This window comes from Bradyrhizobium sp. Kon10, from assembly GCF_055807395.1.
In genome coordinates this window covers 537,950-556,089 of the sequence record NZ_JBVVOZ010000001.1, presented here as the reverse complement: position 1 = coordinate 556,089, position 18,140 = coordinate 537,950, and the positions used below count along the sequence as shown (strand labels likewise).

Here is an 18,140-nt window from a genome sequence, read left to right as displayed (position 1 = left end):
GGTGCTTCGGCGATGCGTCTCAGTAATTGATCCGTAGCCCGACGCCGCCGTGGATGGTGTTGCCCACTGGCTGCGGACCGAGCGTGCCGTTTGCAAACAGGTCCACGATCCAGCCCTTCTGCACCCGGAAGCCGAGGCGGCCGCCATATTCGAACCAGCCCTGGTTGCCCATCGTCGGGACCACCGTGCCATCGCCGGTCACGGTGGCGACGATGCCGCTGTGGGACGCGAACGACTGCACCCAGCCGCCATTGAGGTTGGCTTCGATGTTGCTGCCGTAGAGATGGGTCCACTGGCCGCCGATCTTGACCAGGCTGGTGCGGTCGGTGCCGGTCGCAATGGTGGCGTCGAACGGATTGAACGCCGCCATGTTGTCCGCGTAGCCGGATACGCGCTGCCAGAGCTGCCAGACTTCGATGGACGCTGCGATTTCGTCGCGGGGTGACAGCCGGCTCATCCAGCCGGCACGGCCGTAGACCGCGTAATTCGCGGCGTTGGTCGAACTCGTGACGCTCACCGGTCCGAGGCTGGTGTTGTAGCTGCGGGTGTAGCGCGCTTTCTCCCAGGGGGTCAGGATCGTGCCGATGTCGAAGAACGGGCGCGACGTGCCCCAGTCGGTGAAGTCATAGCGCAGCGCGAAGGCGCCGATCGGCGCGCTGGTGATGTTGTAACCGCCCTCGCTGTATTGCGTGTAGGCGATGCCGGCGAGCAGCGACAGGTTATTGGTGAGCTCCTTGCGGCCGTGGATGCCGGCGGAGAACGAGCCGGCCGAGCCGAACGCGCTGACGCAGTCGCTGCAATTGACCTGCTCGTTCACACCGAGCAGCACAGTGCCGAGCACCCGGTTGGTGATCATCTGGTTGAAGCGCTGGTTGGCGAGGCCGCCGATCGAATTGCCGCTGGAATCGGCGCCGGTCGGCGTCGGCGACGGACTCGGACTTAGCGATGGTGAAGCGCTCGGGGTCGGCGTCGGTGTCGGTGTCGCCGTGGGCGTAGGCGTAGGTGTGGGCGTGTAAGTCGGCGTAGGCGTCGGCGTCTGGGCCGCCACCGGCTGCAACTGGGCTGCCAGCAGCAAGAACGTCCCGGCTGTGGTGAGCGCAGCCAGGAGAACGAAGCGCCGCATCCGGAGTTTCGTCATGATCAGCGCCCGCACAGCATGCCGTCGTCATGGACGGCGGGCGTGATGGTCGGCGAGGCGTCGGCATATTGGTTGACCGCGCACAGCCCGGCACTCGCGGCGCAGTTGGCGGCGAAAGTCCAGGGCGGTGTGTTGGTCTTGGCGATGCTGATCTTGCCGCCGCTCGAGGTGATGATCGCGGTATCGCCGGGCTGGATGAGCTGCACGCATTGGAAGCTCAGCGTGCAGACGCTGGCGGCCCCCTCCTGAAGCACGACGACGGAGCGACCGCGCTGGGACAGGATGTCGAGCGTGGTGCCGCGCACGCCGATGGTCGCGAGCGGCGTCGTGATCTTGTAGGCGGTCTTCTCCGAATGCCCGGTGACGAAGCGGAATGCACCGGTCGTCATGCGGATCGCGACGTCGCGATAGCTGTGCTCGTCGTTGAAGACGGTGCGATCGAGCTTCAACGTTGCGCTCGCCCCGAGCGACAGGTTGGTGCTGTCGGCCATGACGAAGCGCGCCGCACTGTTGGCTCCGGTCTGCACGGTCTCGTCGCGCAGCATGCTGTCGCCGACATTGATCGGCGTCGCGGTCGCGGCGAGGCGCACCACTTCGTTCTGGACCACGACGGCTTCGCCGACGCGGGTCTGCGCCTGCGCGCAAGGTGCTGTGCACAGCAACGCCGACAACAGCATTGGGAAGAGCAAAGAACGCAAAATCATTTCGCTACCGATCGATATGTCCCTGATCGTACCGGACCGCGCGCATTTGTGTTGTGGCAGAATTATCACAAGCGGCGCAGGACGCGCGTTAGCTTAGTGACAGCCGCTGCAGAATGCGTTCAATGCTGCGAGCGAGTTATCTTTTTTGTCCGCGGTGACGCAGATTTGCCACGCAAAATAGCCTCACAGAAGCCGGGTCAATTGCCTGCAGTTCCAAAGCTGTCGCGGAGCGCAGTGATTGCTGTCGCGATTTTCCTAGCCGCACATCTCGCGCTGCTGATCGGCCTCGTAACGCCGGAAAAATTGGTGTTCGACGAGGTGCATTACGTGCCCGCGGCGCGGCAGATGCTCGGCCCCACGCTGTCGCAGCCGGTGCTCAATCCGATGCATCCGCCGCTGGCAAAAGAGATCATCGCAGCATCGATCGCGGCGTTCGGCGATAATGCGCTCGGCTGGCGCTATCCGGCGACGGTGTTTGGCGCACTCGCGATCGTGGCGATCTATCTCTGCGGTCTCGCGCTGTTTGCCGCACAAGGCCCCGCGATCGCAGCCGCGCTGATCGGGGCCTTCAACCAGATGCTGTACGTCCAGTCGCGCATCGCGATGCTCGACATCTTCGCGCTTGGATTCGGCCTGCTCGCGACCGCCGCCTTCATGCACGGATTTCGAAGAGAGCGCCCGCATGCATTGTTCGCGCTTGCCGGGGCGCTGTTCGGTCTCGCCGCCGCGTGCAAATGGAGCGGGCTGTTTCCGCTCGGCGTCTGCGTCGTCATCGTTGCCATGGTCCGCCTGATGCGGAGCTGGCGCACGCTGTTTGCCGATGCCAGGCCGGGCGACTGGTACCGGCCGGATCTCTGGCCCGACTTCAGGGCGCACCATGTCGCGCTCTGCTTCGCGCTATTGCCGGCGTTGACATATCTCGCCGCCTTCGTTCCACTTTACGGTCTGTCGCTGTCGGATCTGATCGAGGCGCAGCGCCGGATCTTTGCCGACAACACCACCACCGCGATCGCGGGCCACACTTATATGAGCTCGTGGCCGTCGTGGCCGTTGCTCGCGCGGCCGGTCTGGTTCCTGTTCGACAAGACGGCCGACGACAACGTCGCGGCGGTCGTTTTCCTCGGCAATCCGCTGGTGCTTTGGCCGGCGCTGCTCGCGCTCGCCGTGGTACTCCGCGACTTTATCGTCGCGCGGCGGTGGGATGCATTCCTGATCGCGGCGTTCTATTTCGGGCCCTGGCTTGCCTGGGCGTTGCTGCCGCGTACGCTGGGCTTCATCTATTATTATCTGCCGGCCGCAACAGCGGCCTCGCTCGCGCTGGTCTATGTGCTGGCCAAAGAGGGGTCGCCGCGCTGGCTGTTATGGGCTTATGTCGGCGTCGCCGCGATAGGCTTTGCGGTGATGCTGCCGATTTCGGCGGCGTTCATCGGCACGTCGATGCAGACGTTCAACCGCCTGATGCTGTTTCAGAGCTGGATATGACATCGCCGCCCGCCATCGTCGTGGCGGGCGGCGTGTTTCGCGCAGCGATTATTTCGAGGCCGTCTTGGTATCCATGTTCACGACCTGGACGCGGCGGTTGACGGGATCGGCGCCATTGGCAGCGTCCTTCAGCTTGGTCTTGCCATAGCCGACGGTGACGAGATCGGTGCCGTTGAGGCCGTAGTTCTGCACCAGGTACTTCTTGATGGTGTCGGCGCGGCGTTCCGAGAGCCCCTGATTGTACTCTTCGGTGCCGATCGCATCGGTATGGCCGGCGACCACGAAGGTCGAGCCCTTCAGCGACGGATCGGACAGCGCCTTGCCGAGGGCCTGTACCGAGGGTACCGAGGTCTTGGCGATGTCGGCCGAGTTGTAGTCGAACTGGATCTCCAGATCGATGTTCGGCTTGGTCGCGGCGAGCTCGGCGATCTGGTCGCGCTCGCCCATCGAGAGCGAACGGGTCTGCCGGTTGCGCACGGTGTTGAGGAACGTCGCTTCCTTGGCCTGCGCCGTCGGGTCGGCCTGCGGACCGACGGACAGGCCGCGGGTCACCGGCTTTGGCTTCAACGCATCCAGGATCTGGCTGGAGGAGACGTTGGTGTCGCCGGCGAAAGCCAGGCCGGCTGTCAGCGACAGTGCGGCCGTGAGGGTAATCACCGTCAGTCCAAAAAACTTGTTGAAATGGGTCATTGTCGTAACCTCGCTGTGACGCCTGATGGCGATTTGATGCCGCGAGCATAGAGTAGGTTCAAAGGCCCAGATGTGATCTTCATCACGTTGGTGACAACGGGGCTGCGAGGTCATCCTACCTCGATTTGTGGGGACGGGACGCCGCTTTTGGATGGAAACCCAAGTACGTCGATTGTCGCAAAGGCGTCGTCGCGTGGCCTGCTCGCGAACAAGAATTTGGCCAGATGCGCGCCTAGCAGAAAACCTTGATCCAACAATTGCAGACAAGAGGAGCCGAGTTCCGTCCCGTGCCGAGGCCGAGTGACTATCAGTTTTATCGCAATGGCCCGCCGGATCGGACCGTGTCCGTAAGCTCCATGCCCATCTATATCGGCGCGGCGATGATCGCGGTGGCAATCCTGCTGTCGACGCTGATCACAGGTCTCACGTCCCGCTATGTCGGCCTCGAGGCCCCGAACGACGAGACCGTGTGGCTGGTCGACCGCCTCACCGGCAGCGTCTATCGCTGCCAGTCCGAGGGGCGCGGCAAGGCCGCCTGCGAGCCCGATGTCGCGACCGGCAGCCTCGGTGACCGGTCCAAAGCGCCCAAAGACGGCCGCTGACCGCCGTGCTTCGCACTGCAGCAAAAGAATTGTCTTCTCCGCGAAACGTTGTCGCTGGAGAATACGTAATTGCGAAGGCCGGCATGACGCCGGTTTCGTTTTACGGAGGAGACTTTTGATGAAGACCTTGCTCACCGCCGCTGCCTTTCTCGTGTTTGCCCTTTCCCCCGCATCCGCCGCGATGATGGCGTGCACCAGCGCCAACCTGATGAAATCGACCGCCATGATGTCCGGCCCTGCCGACACGCCCGCCAAGGTGGCCGCGAACAAGGAAATGGCCATGGTCAACACCGACATGAGCAATGCCAAGATGAAGAGCGCCTGCATGCACTACATGAAGGCGCAGAAGGCGATGATGATGAAATAGGCGCGAGGCCGCATCATCCGGCCGCGCTGTCACCAGCTGGCAGCGCGGCCTTTCTTCGACCCGTCGCTCTGCCCAAGTTGTTTCTCCCGGCGCGAATCCCGCTACATTGCTCCTCGCAATGCCTCGCTCACCCAAACCGCTTCCGCTCCCGACGACACAGGCCCGGCAGATCTGGCTGCATGCCCAACGGCTCGACACGCGCGCGCCGTTCGGGGAAGGCGCGGCGGCCGTGGCGGACGCAGTTGCGCATCTCGGCTATGTGCAGATCGACACCATCAACGTGATCGAGCGTTGCCACCATCACATCCTGTTCAGCCGCATCCCGTCCTATCGCCGCGCCGATCTGCGTCACGCCCAGAGTGTCGACAAGAGCGTGTTCGAATACTGGACCCATGCGCTGTCCTACGTTCCGTCGAGCGATTTTCGCTTCTTTCTGCCGGCGATGCGCGAGCACCGCCGCGAGGGGCATAAATGGTATGCGTCGGTCAAGCCGGCCGACACGCGTAAGGTGATGCGGCTGCTTCGCGCCGGCTCGCTGACGATCCGCGACATCGAGGACGACGTGCTCACCGAGAAGGAGCATCTCTGGCAGAGCCGAAAGCCCTCCAAGCGGGCGTTGCAGCTCGCCTTCTACACCGGCGTTGCCACCGTCAGCGAGCGCCAGGGCATGCTCAAGACCTATGAGCTGATGACGCGGCATTTCGGCTGGGACACATTGCCGAAGCCGGCATCGGCCAAGGAAATTACGGCCTATCTGCTCGACCGCGCATTGCGGTCACAGGGCGTAGTGAGTCTCGATTCGGTCTGTCACCTCGACGCGCCGAGCAAGAAGGCGGTGGCAGCTCTGATCGCCTCGCGCGTTCGCCGCGGCGAACTGGTTCCGGTTTCGCTCGAGGGCGCCGGCAAGCAGGAGCATTGGGCGCAGCCGTCCGCGCTGGAGCCGGACGAGGTGTCGGCGGATCTTGTCCACATCCTCTCGCCGTTCGATCCCCTGATCATCCAGCGCAAGCGGACCAGTCTCATTTTTGGCTACAATCACCTGTTCGAAGCCTACGTACCCAAGGCAAAACGCAAGCTCGGTTATTTCGCGCTGCCGGTGCTGGTCGGCGACGAGATCGTCGCTGCGCTCGACCTCAAGGCTGACCGGCAGAACAAAAAGCTGCTGATGCAGAAATGGACTTGGGTCGGGCAGGGCAAGAAGGCGGCGCGGCGCAAGGAGCTCAAGCAGAAGATCGAGGACGAGCTCGATCGCTTCGAGCGGTTTCAGCTGGCGGAGTGAGATGCGCTTTCGTAGGGTGGACAAAGCGAAAGCGTGCCCACCGAAATCGCCGCGCCAAGCAAGGTGGTGGGCACGGCGCTAAGGCGCCTTTGCCCACCCTACGAGACGGTCGATCCAAACGCCGAACGCAATCCCGATCGCGTAGGCCAGCAAATTCCACAGCGAGAAGATGCGCCCCAACAGCAGGGCGCCAGCGGTAGTAAGCCGGAACGCATCGAGCCACGGCGCATGCACCAGCCGGGATAATTCGACCGCGACCGCGATCACCGTCGCGAGCCTTGCGATCTGCGCCCGCGTTAGCCGCGGCAGCAAAACGCCGACCAGCAGATACACCATCGTCGCCCACAGCAGCGATCCGCCATACTTCACGACGAAGGCGGGGAGGCCGAGGCGAAAGCCGTACCAGCGCAAGGACAGCCCGCACGCGATGACCGCGAGGGCGAGCCCGGCGCGGATCACGGATGTTCGCAACGGCGCAACAGGTTTCTCCAACTGCGCCCCCCGCATCGCCTGCTCCATTGACTCTTTGCCTGTGATGCTCAAAACCGCAGATCAGCTCACAGAAACAATAATTCGGGGGACGCCATGAGCCAGACCACGACCTATGCCGGTTCCGCGAGCACCAACAAGACGGAAATCGAAACCTCGACCATCCGCGCCATCTCCTGGCGCCTGATTCCGTTCCTGGTGCTCGCCTACTTCTTCTCCTATCTCGACCGCGTCAATCTCGGCTTCGCCGCGCTGACCATGAATGCCGAGCTGAAGTTCACACCGCTGATCTTTTCCTGGGGCGCCGGCATCTTCTTCATCGGCTATTTCATCTTCGAGGTGCCGAGCAACCTCGCGCTCGAAAAGTTCGGCGCCAGCCGCTGGATCGCGCGTATCATGGTGACCTGGGGTATCATCTCGGGGCTGATGGCGCTGACGAGCGGTGTGACGAGCTTCTACGTCCTTCGTTTCCTGCTCGGCGTCGCCGAGGCCGGCTTCTTCCCCGGCATCATCCTTTATCTCACCTATTGGTATCCGGCCGAGTATCGCGCCCGCTTCCTCGCGGCGTTCGCGATCGCAGTCCCGGTCTCGACCGTGATCGGCGCGCCGACTTCGGGTCTCCTGCTCGGGCTCGACGGCGCCATGGGCCTGAAGGGCTGGCAGTGGCTGTTCATCATCGAGGGCATCCCCTCGGTGCTGCTCGGCATCGTCACCTGGTTCTATCTCACGGACCGGCCCGAGAAGGCGGGCTGGCTCTCGGCCGAGCAGAAGGCCTGGCTCAAGACGAAGCTGGACTCCGAGATCGCTGCCAAGCAGGCGGTGAAACATTTGTCGCTCGGCGAGGCGCTGTCATCACCGAAGGTGATCATGCTGAGCCTGGTCTATTTCGGCTTCGTCGGCGCGCTCTATGGCATGCAGTTCTGGCTGCCGCAGATCGTCAAGGCATTCGGCCTCACCAACGCCCAGACCGGCTTCGTCACCGCGATTCCGTATCTGTTCGGCACCATCGCCATGATCCTGTGGGCGCGGCATTCGGATGCGACGCGCGAGCGGGTGATGCATGTCGGCGCGCCGCTGCTGCTCACGGCCATCGCGCTTGCCGTCTCCAGCTACCTGACCGATCCGACTATGACGATGGTTGTGCTGACCATCGCGGCGATCGGCGTATTCTGCTGCTTCGGCGTGTTCTGGACCCTGCCGACCGCCTGGCTCTCCGGCACGGCGGCGGCGGGCGCGATCGCGCTGATCAACTCGATCGGCAACCTCGCCGGCTTCGGCGGTCCCTATCTGATCGGCTGGGTCAAGGAAGCGACGGGGCAGACCTCGACCGGCCTTCTGGTGCTCGCGGTGTTGCCGCTGATCGCCGGCATTCTGGTCTTCATCGGCGGCCACGAGAGCAAGCACGAGTTTGCGGAGCAGGGGCGGTAACGGAAGCCTTGTAGGGTGGGCAAGCGCTCTTCGCGCGCCGTGCCCACCGTTTCTCCCGAAAGGCCGACCGATCTGGTGGGCACGCTACGCTTTGCCCACCCTACAATAGCACCTTCGTGGCGGCCATGGGCCGCTTTACCACCCCTAAACGATCACAGATTTCTGATGACTGACGATTATTGACTTTCATCAGTGATTAGTCGACATTCCTCTCATTGCAGTGCGCAGGAGTGTCCTCCGATGTTCGTCCGGTTAGTTTTATCGAGCTACTCCAGGCTCTTGGCAGGTATATCGCTGGCCGTGATGGCCGCGGCGCTGGCCGGATGCAACGACACCGTGGCGCAACAAGCCGAGCCGCCGCGCCCGGTTCTGGTCGCAACCGCCCATTATGAGGCCGAGACGCCGGAGCGCAGCTTCGTCGGCACGGTCAAGCCCCGGATCGAGAGCGATCTCGGCTTCCGCGTCGCCGGGAAGGTCGCAAAGCGCCTGGTCGAAGTCGGTCAGACCATCGAAATCGGCCAGCCGCTCGCGACTCTGGACGAGGTCGACCTGAAGCTCCAGGCCGAGCAGGCCGTGGCCGAGCAAACGGCTGCGACCGGCGTGCTGGCCCAAGCCGCCGCCGCCGAGCAGCGTGCCAAGGAGCTGAAGGCCAAGGGCTGGACCACGGATGCGGCGATGGATACGAGCCGCGCCGCGGCCGACGAGGCCCGCGCGCGCCTGGACCGCGCCGTGCGCTCGGTCGAACTGACCAAGAATTCCCTTTCCTACGCGACGCTCAACGCCGACGCCCGTGGCGTCGTCACCGCAACGCTGATCGAGCCCGGCCAGGTGGTTGCCGCAGGCCAGACTTCGATCCGCGTCGCCCGCTTTGCCGAAAAGGAAGCGGTCGTCGCGATCCCTGAGACGCTGGTCGGACGTGCCAAATCGGGCGCCGCCAGCGTCACTCTTTGGTCGGAGCCGGGCAAGAAATACGCCGCCAAGCTGCGCGAGATCGCGCCCACCGCGGATCCCGCCACGCGCACTTACCTCGCAAAATTCTCGCTGCCTGAGGCCGACGACAAGGTTTCGCTCGGCATGACCGCGACGCTGACGCTGTCTGACGCCGCCACCGAGCGCGTCGCGCGGCTGCCGCTGTCAGCGCTGTTCAACGAAGGCGGCAAGCCCTCCTTCTACGTCGTCGACGACAACGGCGCGGTCGCGCTGAAGCCGGTCACGGTGAAGTCCTACGAGAGCAACGACGTCCTCATCACCAGCGGTGTGGAAGAGGGCGCCAAGATCGTCGCGCTCGGCGTGCAGAAGCTCGATCCGAGCCAGAAGGTGCGGATCGTCTCGTCACTGTCCTTTTAGCCTTCGTCGCTCCGGGGCGATGCGAAAGCATCGAACTATGGTGCGCAATCGCGCACCTGAGAACCTCGAGATTGCGGGTCTGGTCCTTCGGACCATCCCGGAATGACAAGAAACTAAGTTTCGTCGTGTGAGGTGAGTTTCGGCCAGAGCGCAAATGCGAAGGCTGAAGCGGCGAAGCGATCCAGAACCTGCCCAGCCCCCTGGATTGCTTCGCTGCCTCGCGACGACGGTTTGAACAGAGTGGCTGTTGTTTTTGGCAATCGGATCGTCTCGCGGAGAGAGCCATGAAGCGCTTCAACCTTTCGGCCTGGGCTGTCAGCCATCCGACGCTGGTCCTGTTCCTGATGCTGGTGCTCGGCGTCGCCGGCTTCTTCTCCTATCAGAAGCTCGGACGCGCCGAGGATCCGTTCTTCACGGTGAAGGTGGTCAACGTCTCCGTGCTTTGGCCGGGCGCGACCGCGCAGGAGATGCAGGCGCAGGTCGCCGATCCCATCGAGAAGAAGATCCAGGAGCTGCCTTACTTCGAGAAGGTGCAGACTTATTCCAAGCCCGGCTTCACCGCGCTCCAGGTGACCTTCCGCGACTCCACGCCGCCGAAGGACGTGCCCTATCTCTTCTACTTGTTGCGCAAGAAGCTGGTCGACGTGCAGGGCCAGCTGCCCTCGGGTATTCTGGGACCCGTCGTCAACGACGAATTCTCGGACGTCGATTCCATTCTCTACATGATGACCGGCGACGGCGCCGACTATGCCCAGCTCAAGAAGGTCTCGGAAGGTTTTCGTCAGCGCCTCCTGAAGGTGCCGGGCGTGACCAAGGTCGACGTCTACGGCAATCAGGACGAACGCATCTTCGTCGAATTCTCGCACGCCAAGCTCGCCACCCTCGGCATCACGCCGCAGGCGCTGTTCGATTCACTCGCCAAGCAGAACAACGTGACGCCGGCCGGCACGGTCGAGACCTCGGCGCAGCGTGTGCCGCTGCGCGTCACCGGCGCGCTCGACGGCGTCAAGGCCGTGGCGGAGACCCCGGTCGAGAGCAACGGCCGCGTTTTCCGCCTGGGTGACATCGCCACCATCACCCACGGCTATGTCGATCCGCCGAGTTTCAAGGTGCGCCAGGAGGGCAAGGCTGCGATCGGCATCGGTGTCGTCACCGCCAAGGGCGCCAACATCCTCGATCTCGGCAAGGAGGTCGAAAAGGCTACCGCCGAATTCATGAAGGCCGTGCCGCAGGGCGTCGACGTCCGGCTCATCGCCGACCAGCCCAAGGTGGTCGAGCATGCCGTCAGCGAGTTCGTGCATTCGTTCATGGAAGCGCTGGTGATCGTGCTGTTCGTGTCCTTCCTCGCGCTCGGATGGCGGACCGGCATCGTGGTCGCGCTCTCGGTGCCGCTGGTGCTCGGCATCGTCTTCATCGTGATGAATACGTTGTCGCTCGACCTGCACCGCATCACGCTCGGCGCGCTGATCATCGCGCTCGGGCTCCTGGTGGATGATGCCATCATCGCCGTCGAGATGATGGTGGTGAAGATGGAGCAGGGTTGGGACCGCATGCGCGCGGCGTCCTTTGCCTGGGAATCCACCGCGTTTCCGATGCTCACGGGAACGCTGGTCACGGCCGCTGGCTTCCTCCCCATCGGCTTCGCCAATTCCGCGGTCGGCGAGTATGCCGGCAGCATCTTCTGGATCGTGGCGATCGCGCTGGTCGCCTCCTGGTTCGTGGCGGTGATCTTCACGCCCTATATCGGCGTCATGCTGCTGCCCAACATCAAGGTGCACCAAAATCATGATCCGCACGCGGTCTACGAGACCCGCATGTACCGCGGCCTACGTGCCGTCGTGCAATGGTGCGTCAACCATCGCATCACGGTGGTAGCCGCGACCGTCGGCGTCTTCGTTGCCTCGATCGTCGGCTTTGGCCATGTGCAGCAGCAGTTCTTCCCGCTGTCGGAGCGGCCCGAGCTGTTCCTCCAGCTCCGCCTGCCGGAGGGCACCGCCTTCAACGTCACTGAGAAGGCCGTGAAGGAGGCCGAGACGCTGTTGAAGGACGACAAGGACATCGACACCTATACCGCCTATGTCGGCCAGGGCTCGCCGCGCTTCTGGCTCGGCCTCAACCCGCAGCTACCGAACGAGGCCTTTGCCGAGATCGTCATCGTCGCCAAGGGCGTCGAGGCGCGCGAGCGCGTCAAGGCCAAGATCGAGCGTGCGGCTGCCGACGGCATGCTGACGGAAGCGCGCGTGCGCGTCGATCGCTTCAACTTCGGTCCGCCGGTCGGCTTCCCGGTCCAGTTCCGCGTCATCGGCCCCGATGCCAACAAGGTGCGCGAGATCGCCTACCAGGTGCGCGACATCATGCGCGACAACAAGAACGTCAAGGACGTCCAGCTCGACTGGAATGAGCAGTCGCCTTACCTCAAGCTCGTCGTGGACCAGGATCGTGCCCGTGCCATGGGCCTGACCCCGCAGGATGTGTCGCAGGCGCTTTCGATGCTGATCTCGGGCTCACAGGTCACGACCATTCGCGACGGCATCGAGAAGGTCGGCGTGGTCGCCCGGGCGGTCCCGTCCGAACGTCTCGACCTCGGCAGCGTTGGGGATCTGACCATCACCACGCGCGACGGCATTGCCGTGCCGCTCGAGCAGATCGCTAAAATCGAATATGCCCACGAGGAGCCGATCCTGTGGCGGCGCAACCGGGACATGGCGATCACCGTGCGCTCCGACGTCGTCGACGGCGTGCAGGCGCCCGACGTCACCGGCCAGATCGCGCCGAAGCTGAAGGGCATCCAGGACAAGCTCGATCCGGCCTACCGCATCGAGCCGGGCGGGGCGTTCGAGGAGTCCGCCAAGGGCAATGCCTCGATCTTCGTTCTTTTCCCGCTGATGGTGATGGTGATGTTGACGCTGCTGATGATCCAGCTTCAAAGCTTCTCACGCCTGATCCTGGTGTTCCTGACCGCGCCGCTCGGGATCGTCGGCGCCTCCCTCGGGCTCAACATCGCCAACGCCCCGTTCGGTTTCGTCGCGCTGCTCGGCCTGATCGCGCTCGCCGGTATGATCATGCGCAACGCGGTCATCCTGGTCGACCAGATCGAGACCGACGTTTCGCACGGGCTGACCCGGCGCGAGGCAATCGTCGAGGCAACCGTCCGGCGTGCCCGCCCCGTGGTGCTGACGGCGCTCGCCGCCATCCTGGCCATGATCCCGCTGTCGCGCTCGGCCTTCTGGGGCCCGATGGCGATCACCATCATGGGTGGATTGTTCGTCGCGACCTTCCTGACGCTACTCTACCTGCCGGGCCTCTACGCCCTGTGGTTCCGCAAGAGCCTCGATCAGGCCGGCACTCCCGAGCAGCCTGCCGCGCCGCAGCATGGGAGCGATGACGAGCACGCAATTCCGCTTGCTGAAGCGGCTGAATAAGTGACAAGAAGTACTGACGAGTCCTGACATATGGCACTGATTGCGGAACATATCGAAGGCGACACCCGGGACCGTATTCTCGAGGTGGCCGAGCGGCTGTTCCGCCAGATCGGCTACCAGAAGACCACGGTCGGGGACATCGCCAAGGAGCTCAGGATGAGCCCCGCCAACGTGTATCGCTTCTTCGAATCGAAGAAGGCGATCCATCAGGCGGTGGCCCGTTCGTTGATGGGTGAGGTCGAACTGGAGGCGCAGCGGATCGTGGCGAGGTCCGGTCCGGTGCTGGAGCGCTTCCGCGAGCTGCTGACCACCGTCCATCGCATGAACACCGAGCGCTATGTCGGCGACAACAAGCTGCATGAGATGGTCGAGATCGCCATGCAGGAGGACTGGGGCGTCTGTGTCACCCATATGGAGTGTGTCGCCGGAATGATCGGCCAGATGATCGCGCAAGGCGTGGCCTCCGGCGAGTTCGAGGCGGCGGACCTGCAACTGGCCGCGCTGTGCACCTGCACCGCAATGATGCGCTTCTTCCACCCCCAGATGATCGCCCAGTGCGCCACCAAACCGGGCCCCTCGATCGACCAGATGATCGATTTTGTCATTGCGGGCCTGTCTCCGCGCCACTGACGGGCGGCGGAATTTTTCCTATAAGCGCACCTGCCGTCATTCCGGGGCGCGCAAAGCGCGAACCCGGAATCTCGAGATTCCGGGTTCGGTCCTGCGGACCGCCCGGAATGACGGGCAGCGGAGAAGCAGCGCGTGACCGACAAAGACCTTCACTTCTACGAGCCCTCCCAGGGCCACGGCCTCAAGCACGATCCCTTCAACGCCATCATCGCGCCGCGGCCGATCGGCTGGATCTCCTCCCGTGACACCAAGGGCCACGTCAACCTCGCGCCCTACAGCTTCTTCAACGCCTTCTGCTACGTGCCGCCGATCATCGGCTTCTCCTCCACCCACTGGAAGGACACGGTCGCGAACATCCAGCAGACCGGCGAATTCGTCTGGAATCTCGCCACGATGGACCTCGCCAAGCACATGAACGCGACCGCCGCGCATGTCGCCCCCGAGGTCGACGAGTTCGAGATCGCGGGCCTGACCGCCGTGCCCGGCAAGCTCGTCAACGTGCCGCGCGTCGGCGAAAGCCCGGTCGCCTTCGAGTGCAAGGTCTGCGATGTCGTCCGCCTCAAGGGCGCCGACGGCAAGGAAGCAAATGCCTGGCTGACGCTGGGCGAGGTCGTCGCCGTCCACATCGACAAGGCCATGATCAAGGACGGCGTCTACCAGACCGCAGCCGCCCACCCGATCGTGCGCGCGGGGCGCCGCGGAGACTATTTCGAGATCAAGCCGGAAAACATGTTCGAGATGGTCCGGCCGGATTAGGCTCGCGGAGCCCGTAGCCCGGATGGAGCGAAGCGCAATCCGGGATTCTCACCTCGCGGATAGGCTTTCCCGGATTGCGCTGCGCTCCATCCGGGCTACTGCCTCCCCTCCCGGAACTGCCACCGCCCCCGGCCGTTATCGCCCGGGGTCGCCCGGCCGCGTCAATTCGCTTCGTTTTGCTGCCGAAGTGTTCACTCCCGCCAGCCGATTTCCGCTAAAATGTCCGACATCCGCGCCGATCCAAGAGGTCTGCCATGAGCTTCCGCCGCGACAACATCACAAAGCCGATCTTCTCCTGGGCGCGCGGCGTGTTGCCGGCGATGTCGGACACCGAGCGTGAGGCGCTGGAAGCGGGCGATGTCTGGTGGGACGCCGATCTCTTCACTGGCAACCCCGATTGGGCGAAGCTGTTGAAGGTGCCGCCGGCCACGCTGACCGATGAGGAGCACGCCTTCCTCAATGGCCCCGTCGACGAGCTCTGCGCCGTGCTCGACGAGTGGAAGATCTTCTGGGAATGGCGCGACCTGCCGCAGGACGTGTGGGCCTTCATCAAGCGCGAAAAATTCTTCGGCATGATCATTCCGAAGGAGTTTGGCGGCCTCGGCTTCTCGCCCTACGCGCATTCGGAAGTCGTGCGCAAGATCTCGACCCGTTCGATCGCGGCCGCCGTCACGGTGATGGTGCCGAACTCGCTCGGGCCCGGCGAGCTGTTGATGCGCTTCGGCACCAGGGAGCAGCAGGAACGCTGGCTGCCGCGGCTTGCCGATGGCCGCGACATTCCCTGCTTCGGCCTCACCAGCCCGGAAGCCGGCTCCGACGCCGCCTCGATGATCGACACCGGCATCATTTGCAAGGGCATGTTCGAGGGCCGTGAGGTGCTGGGCCTGAAGCTCAATTGGCACAAGCGCTACATCACGCTCGGTCCGGTGGCGACGCTGCTTGGCCTCGCATTCAAGGCCTATGATCCCGATCGTCTCGTCGGCAATGTGGAGGAGCTCGGCATCAGCGTGGCGCTGATCCCGACCAATCTGCCCGGCGTCGAGATCGGCCATCGCCACTTGCCGGCGATGCAGGTGTTTCAGAACGGCCCGAACTGGGGCCACGACGTCTTCATCCCGCTCGACTACGTCATCGGCGGTCAGGCACGGCTGGGACAGGGTTGGAAGATGTTGATGACGGCGCTCGCCGCCGGCCGGGGCATTTCATTGCCGTCGCTGTCGGCGGCCGGCGCCGCCTATGCCGCGCGCACCACCGGCGCCTATGCCCGCATCCGCGAGCAGTTCGGCATTTCCATCTCCAAATTCGAAGGCGTCGAGGAGCCGCTCGCGCGCATCGTCGCCACCGCCTATCAGCTCGACGCGGCGCGGCGGCTGACCTGCGCGGCGCTGAACGCCGGCGTCCATCCCGCCGTCATCTCCGGCATCATGAAGCTGCATGCGACCGAGCGGATGCGGACCGCGGTCGACGACGCCATGGATATCCATGCCGGCAAAGCCGTGATCGACGGCCCGCAGAACTACCTCGGCAATCTGCATCGCGCCGTCCCCGTCGGCATCACGGTCGAAGGCGCCAATATCCTGACCCGCAATCTCATCGTGTTCGGGCAGGGCGCCATTCGGGCGCATCCCTATCTGCTCGACGAGATGAACGCGCTCGCCGACGCCGATCGCGAGCGCGGGCTGACAACGTTCGACAACGCGTTCTGGAAGCATGTCGGCCACAGTTTTCGGACCCTGCTGCGTGCCTTCGGCCGGAGTTGGACGTTGGGTGCGTTCGCACCGGCGCCTGATGCGGGCGAGGCGACACGATTTTATCGGCAGCTCTCGCGCTATTCCGCGGCGTTTGCACTTTGTGCCGATATGACGCTGCTGACGCTCGGCGGCGCGCTCAAGCGCAAGGAGATGTTGTCGGCGCGTTTCGGCGACATCCTCTCCGAGCTGTACCTGCTCTCGGCCGCGCTGAAACGCTGGCAGGACGAGGGCCGGCACAAGGACGATTTTGCCGCGCTGGAATGGTGCATGGCGGCCGGCTTCAGGACCATCGAGAACCGGCTTGCCGAAATCCTCGCCAACCTGCCGAACCGCTTTGTCGCTGTGATCCTCAAGCTCGTGGTCCAGCCCTTTGGTGCCCGCGTGCTCGGCCCAAGCGACCGCGTCGTGCACCAATGCGCAAGCCTCGTGCTGGAGCCGTCGGCCGCGCGCGATCGCCTCACGCCTGATCTGGCCCATGTCGACGACGACAGCGGCTTTGCCCGGCTGGAGCGCGCTTTTGCGCTTGTCGTAAACTGCGACGCGATCGCGAAGCGCATGCGTGCCGCGCATCTGAGCGATTGGAACGAGGCCGTGACCAAGGGCGTGATCACGCAGGCCGAGGGCGAGCAGTTGGTCGCGGCCCGTGAGGCCGTCGCAAAGGTGGTCGAGGTCGATGATTTTGCGCCGGAGGCGCTGTCGCCGATTTACAAGAAAACCGGAGACGTGCATCAATTCTTCCAGGAACTCGGCGAACAGAGGGCGGCGAGCTGATGGCACGGCCGGTTTTCATCGTCGACGGCAGCCGGACGCCGTTTTTGAAGGCGCGGTCAGGGCCGGGGCCGTTCACGCCGGTCGATCTCGCCGTGCAATGCGGCCGGCCGCTGTTGGCGCGCCAGCCGTTTTCGCCTACGGCCTTCGATCAGGTCATCCTTGGCTGCGTCAACGTGATCGCGGACGAGATGAATCCGGCGCGCGTCGCGGCCCTCAGGCTCGGCATGGGCGAGGACATGGTCGCCTTCACCGTGCAGATCAATTGCGGCTCGGGCATGCAGTCGATCGACACCGGCTATCGCTACATCCGCGAGGGCCACGCCGACATGATCCTCGCCGGCGGCACCGAGGCGTTGAGCCACGCACCGCTGGTCTGGCCGAATTCCGGGGTGCGCTGGTTTGCCGGTCTTGCCACGGCAAAAGGCATCGCCGCGAAACTGGGCGCGGCGTTCAAACTGCGGCCGCGCTATCTCAAGCCGATCATTGGCCTCGAGCGCGGACTGACCGATCCCATCACCGAATTGAACATGGGCCAGACCGCCGAGGTCGTCGGTCATCTCTTCGGCATCACCCGCGCGCAGTCCGATGTCTATGCCGCCGAGAGCCATCGCCGGCTCGCTTATGCGCAGGCGGAAGGCTTTCTGAAGGGCGAGGTCGAGACCGCCTTCTCCCGCGACGGCAAGTTCTTCGACCGTGACGACGGCGTGCGGCCGGACTCTTCGTCTGAGACGCTCGCAAAACTGAGGCCGGTGTTCGAGCGCCCCTGGGGCCAGGTCACTGCCGGCAATTCCTCGCAGATCACCGACGGCGCTTCCTGGGTGATCCTCGCTTCCGACGAGGCGGTGGCAAAACACAGACTGACGCCGAAGGCGGTGATCGTCGACAGCAACTGGGCCGCACTCGATCCCAGCATTATGGGGCTGGGCCCCGTGATGTCGGCGACGCCGCTGCTGACCCGTAACAATCTCACCATCAAGGATGTCGAGACCTGGGAGCTGAACGAGGCCTTCGCGACCCAGGTGTTGGGCTGTCTCGCAGCGTGGAACGATGACAAGTTCTGCCGCGAGATTCTCGGACTCGACGGTGCTGCCGGCGAGATCGATCGCGACAGGCTAAATGTCGATGGCGGCGCGATCTCGCTCGGCCATCCCGTCGGCACCTCCGGCAATCGCATCGTGCTGCATCTGGTCAATGCGATGAAGCGGCTCGGCACCCGGCGCGGGGTCGCCACCGAATGCATCGGCGGCGGGCTCGGCGGTGCCATGCTGATCGAGGCGGTGTGAC

15 protein-coding genes are annotated in these 18,140 nt (G+C 64.1%); 11 read left to right on the top strand and 4 right to left on the bottom strand.

Translation table 11 applies throughout. From position 1 onward, the window contains the following. Positions 1-19: 19 nt before the first annotated feature. Both AC0L2O_RS02710 and AC0L2O_RS02705 read right to left on the bottom strand, forming a co-directional pair. Positions 20-1,138 carry a hypothetical protein gene (locus AC0L2O_RS02710; protein WP_369725944.1) on the bottom strand — a complete coding sequence of 373 codons (1,119 nt, stop codon included), beginning with the start codon at positions 1,136-1,138 and terminating at the stop codon, positions 20-22. Between the two features lie 2 nt (positions 1,139-1,140). Beyond that, entirely contained in the window at positions 1,141-1,842 is a 702-nt protein-coding gene (locus AC0L2O_RS02705; RefSeq protein WP_473368583.1) for a FecR family protein, read from the bottom strand. 201 nt (positions 1,843-2,043) lie between these two features. On the opposite strand from AC0L2O_RS02705, the gene AC0L2O_RS02700 reads away from it, so the two are divergent. Beyond that, a complete protein-coding gene (locus AC0L2O_RS02700) occupies positions 2,044-3,324 on the top strand; it encodes a phospholipid carrier-dependent glycosyltransferase (protein WP_473368582.1) in 1,281 nt (426 codons plus the stop codon). Between the two features lie 48 nt (positions 3,325-3,372). Here the strand turns inward: AC0L2O_RS02700 and AC0L2O_RS02695 are convergent, their stop codons facing one another. After that, positions 3,373-4,014 carry an OmpA family protein gene (locus AC0L2O_RS02695; protein ID WP_409190009.1) on the bottom strand — a complete coding sequence of 214 codons (642 nt, stop codon included), beginning with the start codon at positions 4,012-4,014 and terminating at the stop codon, positions 3,373-3,375. 356 nt (positions 4,015-4,370) lie between these two features. Between AC0L2O_RS02695 and AC0L2O_RS02690 the strand changes: the two genes are divergently transcribed. The 3 genes from AC0L2O_RS02690 (at position 4,371) to AC0L2O_RS02680 (ending at position 6,262) form a co-directional block, all read left to right on the top strand. Continuing rightward, on the top strand, positions 4,371-4,616 hold the full coding sequence (locus AC0L2O_RS02690; RefSeq protein ID WP_409190008.1) for a hypothetical protein: 246 nt from the start codon (positions 4,371-4,373) through the stop codon (positions 4,614-4,616). Positions 4,617-4,734: 118 nt separating this feature from the next. Next, a complete protein-coding gene (locus tag AC0L2O_RS02685) occupies positions 4,735-4,983 on the top strand; it encodes a hypothetical protein (RefSeq protein WP_473368581.1) in 249 nt (82 codons plus the stop codon). Positions 4,984-5,101: 118 nt separating this feature from the next. Then, a complete protein-coding gene (locus AC0L2O_RS02680) occupies positions 5,102-6,262 on the top strand; it encodes a winged helix-turn-helix domain-containing protein (RefSeq protein WP_473368580.1) in 1,161 nt (386 codons plus the stop codon). A gap of 78 nt (positions 6,263-6,340) precedes the next feature. On the opposite strand, the gene AC0L2O_RS02675 is transcribed toward AC0L2O_RS02680, so the two are convergent. After that, a complete protein-coding gene (locus tag AC0L2O_RS02675; RefSeq protein WP_473368667.1) occupies positions 6,341-6,769 on the bottom strand; it encodes a ribosomal maturation YjgA family protein in 429 nt (142 codons plus the stop codon). Between the two features lie 78 nt (positions 6,770-6,847). On the opposite strand from AC0L2O_RS02675, the gene AC0L2O_RS02670 reads away from it, so the two are divergent. From AC0L2O_RS02670 to AC0L2O_RS02640, 7 genes are all read left to right on the top strand, one after another. Beyond that, the gene (locus AC0L2O_RS02670; protein ID WP_473368579.1) at positions 6,848-8,179 is read left to right on the top strand and encodes an MFS transporter; all 1,332 of its coding nucleotides are present in this window, start codon (positions 6,848-6,850) and stop codon (positions 8,177-8,179) included. Between the two features lie 240 nt (positions 8,180-8,419). After that, positions 8,420-9,526: an efflux RND transporter periplasmic adaptor subunit gene (locus AC0L2O_RS02665; protein ID WP_473368578.1), complete on the top strand. Its 1,107-nt coding sequence runs from the start codon at positions 8,420-8,422 to the stop codon at positions 9,524-9,526. Between the two features lie 284 nt (positions 9,527-9,810). After that, complete coding sequence (locus AC0L2O_RS02660; protein ID WP_473368577.1) at positions 9,811-12,948, top strand: efflux RND transporter permease subunit; 3,138 nt, start codon at positions 9,811-9,813, stop codon at positions 12,946-12,948. 30 nt (positions 12,949-12,978) lie between these two features. Continuing rightward, positions 12,979-13,578, top strand: a complete 600-nt coding sequence (locus AC0L2O_RS02655; RefSeq protein ID WP_473368576.1) for a TetR/AcrR family transcriptional regulator — start codon at positions 12,979-12,981, stop codon at positions 13,576-13,578. A gap of 132 nt (positions 13,579-13,710) precedes the next feature. Continuing rightward, positions 13,711-14,334: a flavin reductase family protein gene (locus AC0L2O_RS02650; RefSeq protein ID WP_473368575.1), complete on the top strand. Its 624-nt coding sequence runs from the start codon at positions 13,711-13,713 to the stop codon at positions 14,332-14,334. Positions 14,335-14,588: 254 nt separating this feature from the next. Next, positions 14,589-16,856 (top strand): acyl-CoA dehydrogenase, encoded by a 2,268-nt coding sequence (locus tag AC0L2O_RS02645; RefSeq protein ID WP_473368574.1) that lies wholly within the window; start codon positions 14,589-14,591, stop codon positions 16,854-16,856. After that, positions 16,856-18,139: an acetyl-CoA C-acetyltransferase gene (locus AC0L2O_RS02640; protein ID WP_473368573.1), complete on the top strand. Its 1,284-nt coding sequence runs from the start codon at positions 16,856-16,858 to the stop codon at positions 18,137-18,139. The genes AC0L2O_RS02645 and AC0L2O_RS02640 overlap by 1 nt, the downstream gene beginning before the upstream one ends. Position 18,140 lies beyond the last annotated feature (1 nt).

Coding starts and splice junctions, on each gene's coding strand:
- AC0L2O_RS02710 (WP_369725944.1), bottom strand. CDS start 1,138: ATGACGAAACTCCGGATGCGGCGCTTCGTTCTCCTGGCTGCGCTCACC.
- AC0L2O_RS02690 (WP_409190008.1), top strand. CDS start 4,371: ATGCCCATCTATATCGGCGCGGCGATGATCGCGGTGGCAATCCTGCTG.
- AC0L2O_RS02645 (WP_473368574.1), top strand. CDS start 14,589: ATGAGCTTCCGCCGCGACAACATCACAAAGCCGATCTTCTCCTGGGCG.
- AC0L2O_RS02660 (WP_473368577.1), top strand. CDS start 9,811: ATGAAGCGCTTCAACCTTTCGGCCTGGGCTGTCAGCCATCCGACGCTG.
- AC0L2O_RS02640 (WP_473368573.1), top strand. CDS start 16,856: ATGGCACGGCCGGTTTTCATCGTCGACGGCAGCCGGACGCCGTTTTTG.
- AC0L2O_RS02670 (WP_473368579.1), top strand. CDS start 6,848: ATGAGCCAGACCACGACCTATGCCGGTTCCGCGAGCACCAACAAGACG.
- AC0L2O_RS02675 (WP_473368667.1), bottom strand. CDS start 6,769: ATGCGGGGGGCGCAGTTGGAGAAACCTGTTGCGCCGTTGCGAACATCC.
- AC0L2O_RS02655 (WP_473368576.1), top strand. CDS start 12,979: ATGGCACTGATTGCGGAACATATCGAAGGCGACACCCGGGACCGTATT.
- AC0L2O_RS02695 (WP_409190009.1), bottom strand. CDS start 4,014: ATGACCCATTTCAACAAGTTTTTTGGACTGACGGTGATTACCCTCACG.
- AC0L2O_RS02680 (WP_473368580.1), top strand. CDS start 5,102: ATGCCTCGCTCACCCAAACCGCTTCCGCTCCCGACGACACAGGCCCGG.
- AC0L2O_RS02665 (WP_473368578.1), top strand. CDS start 8,420: ATGTTCGTCCGGTTAGTTTTATCGAGCTACTCCAGGCTCTTGGCAGGT.
- AC0L2O_RS02685 (WP_473368581.1), top strand. CDS start 4,735: ATGAAGACCTTGCTCACCGCCGCTGCCTTTCTCGTGTTTGCCCTTTCC.
- AC0L2O_RS02705 (WP_473368583.1), bottom strand. CDS start 1,842: ATGATTTTGCGTTCTTTGCTCTTCCCAATGCTGTTGTCGGCGTTGCTG.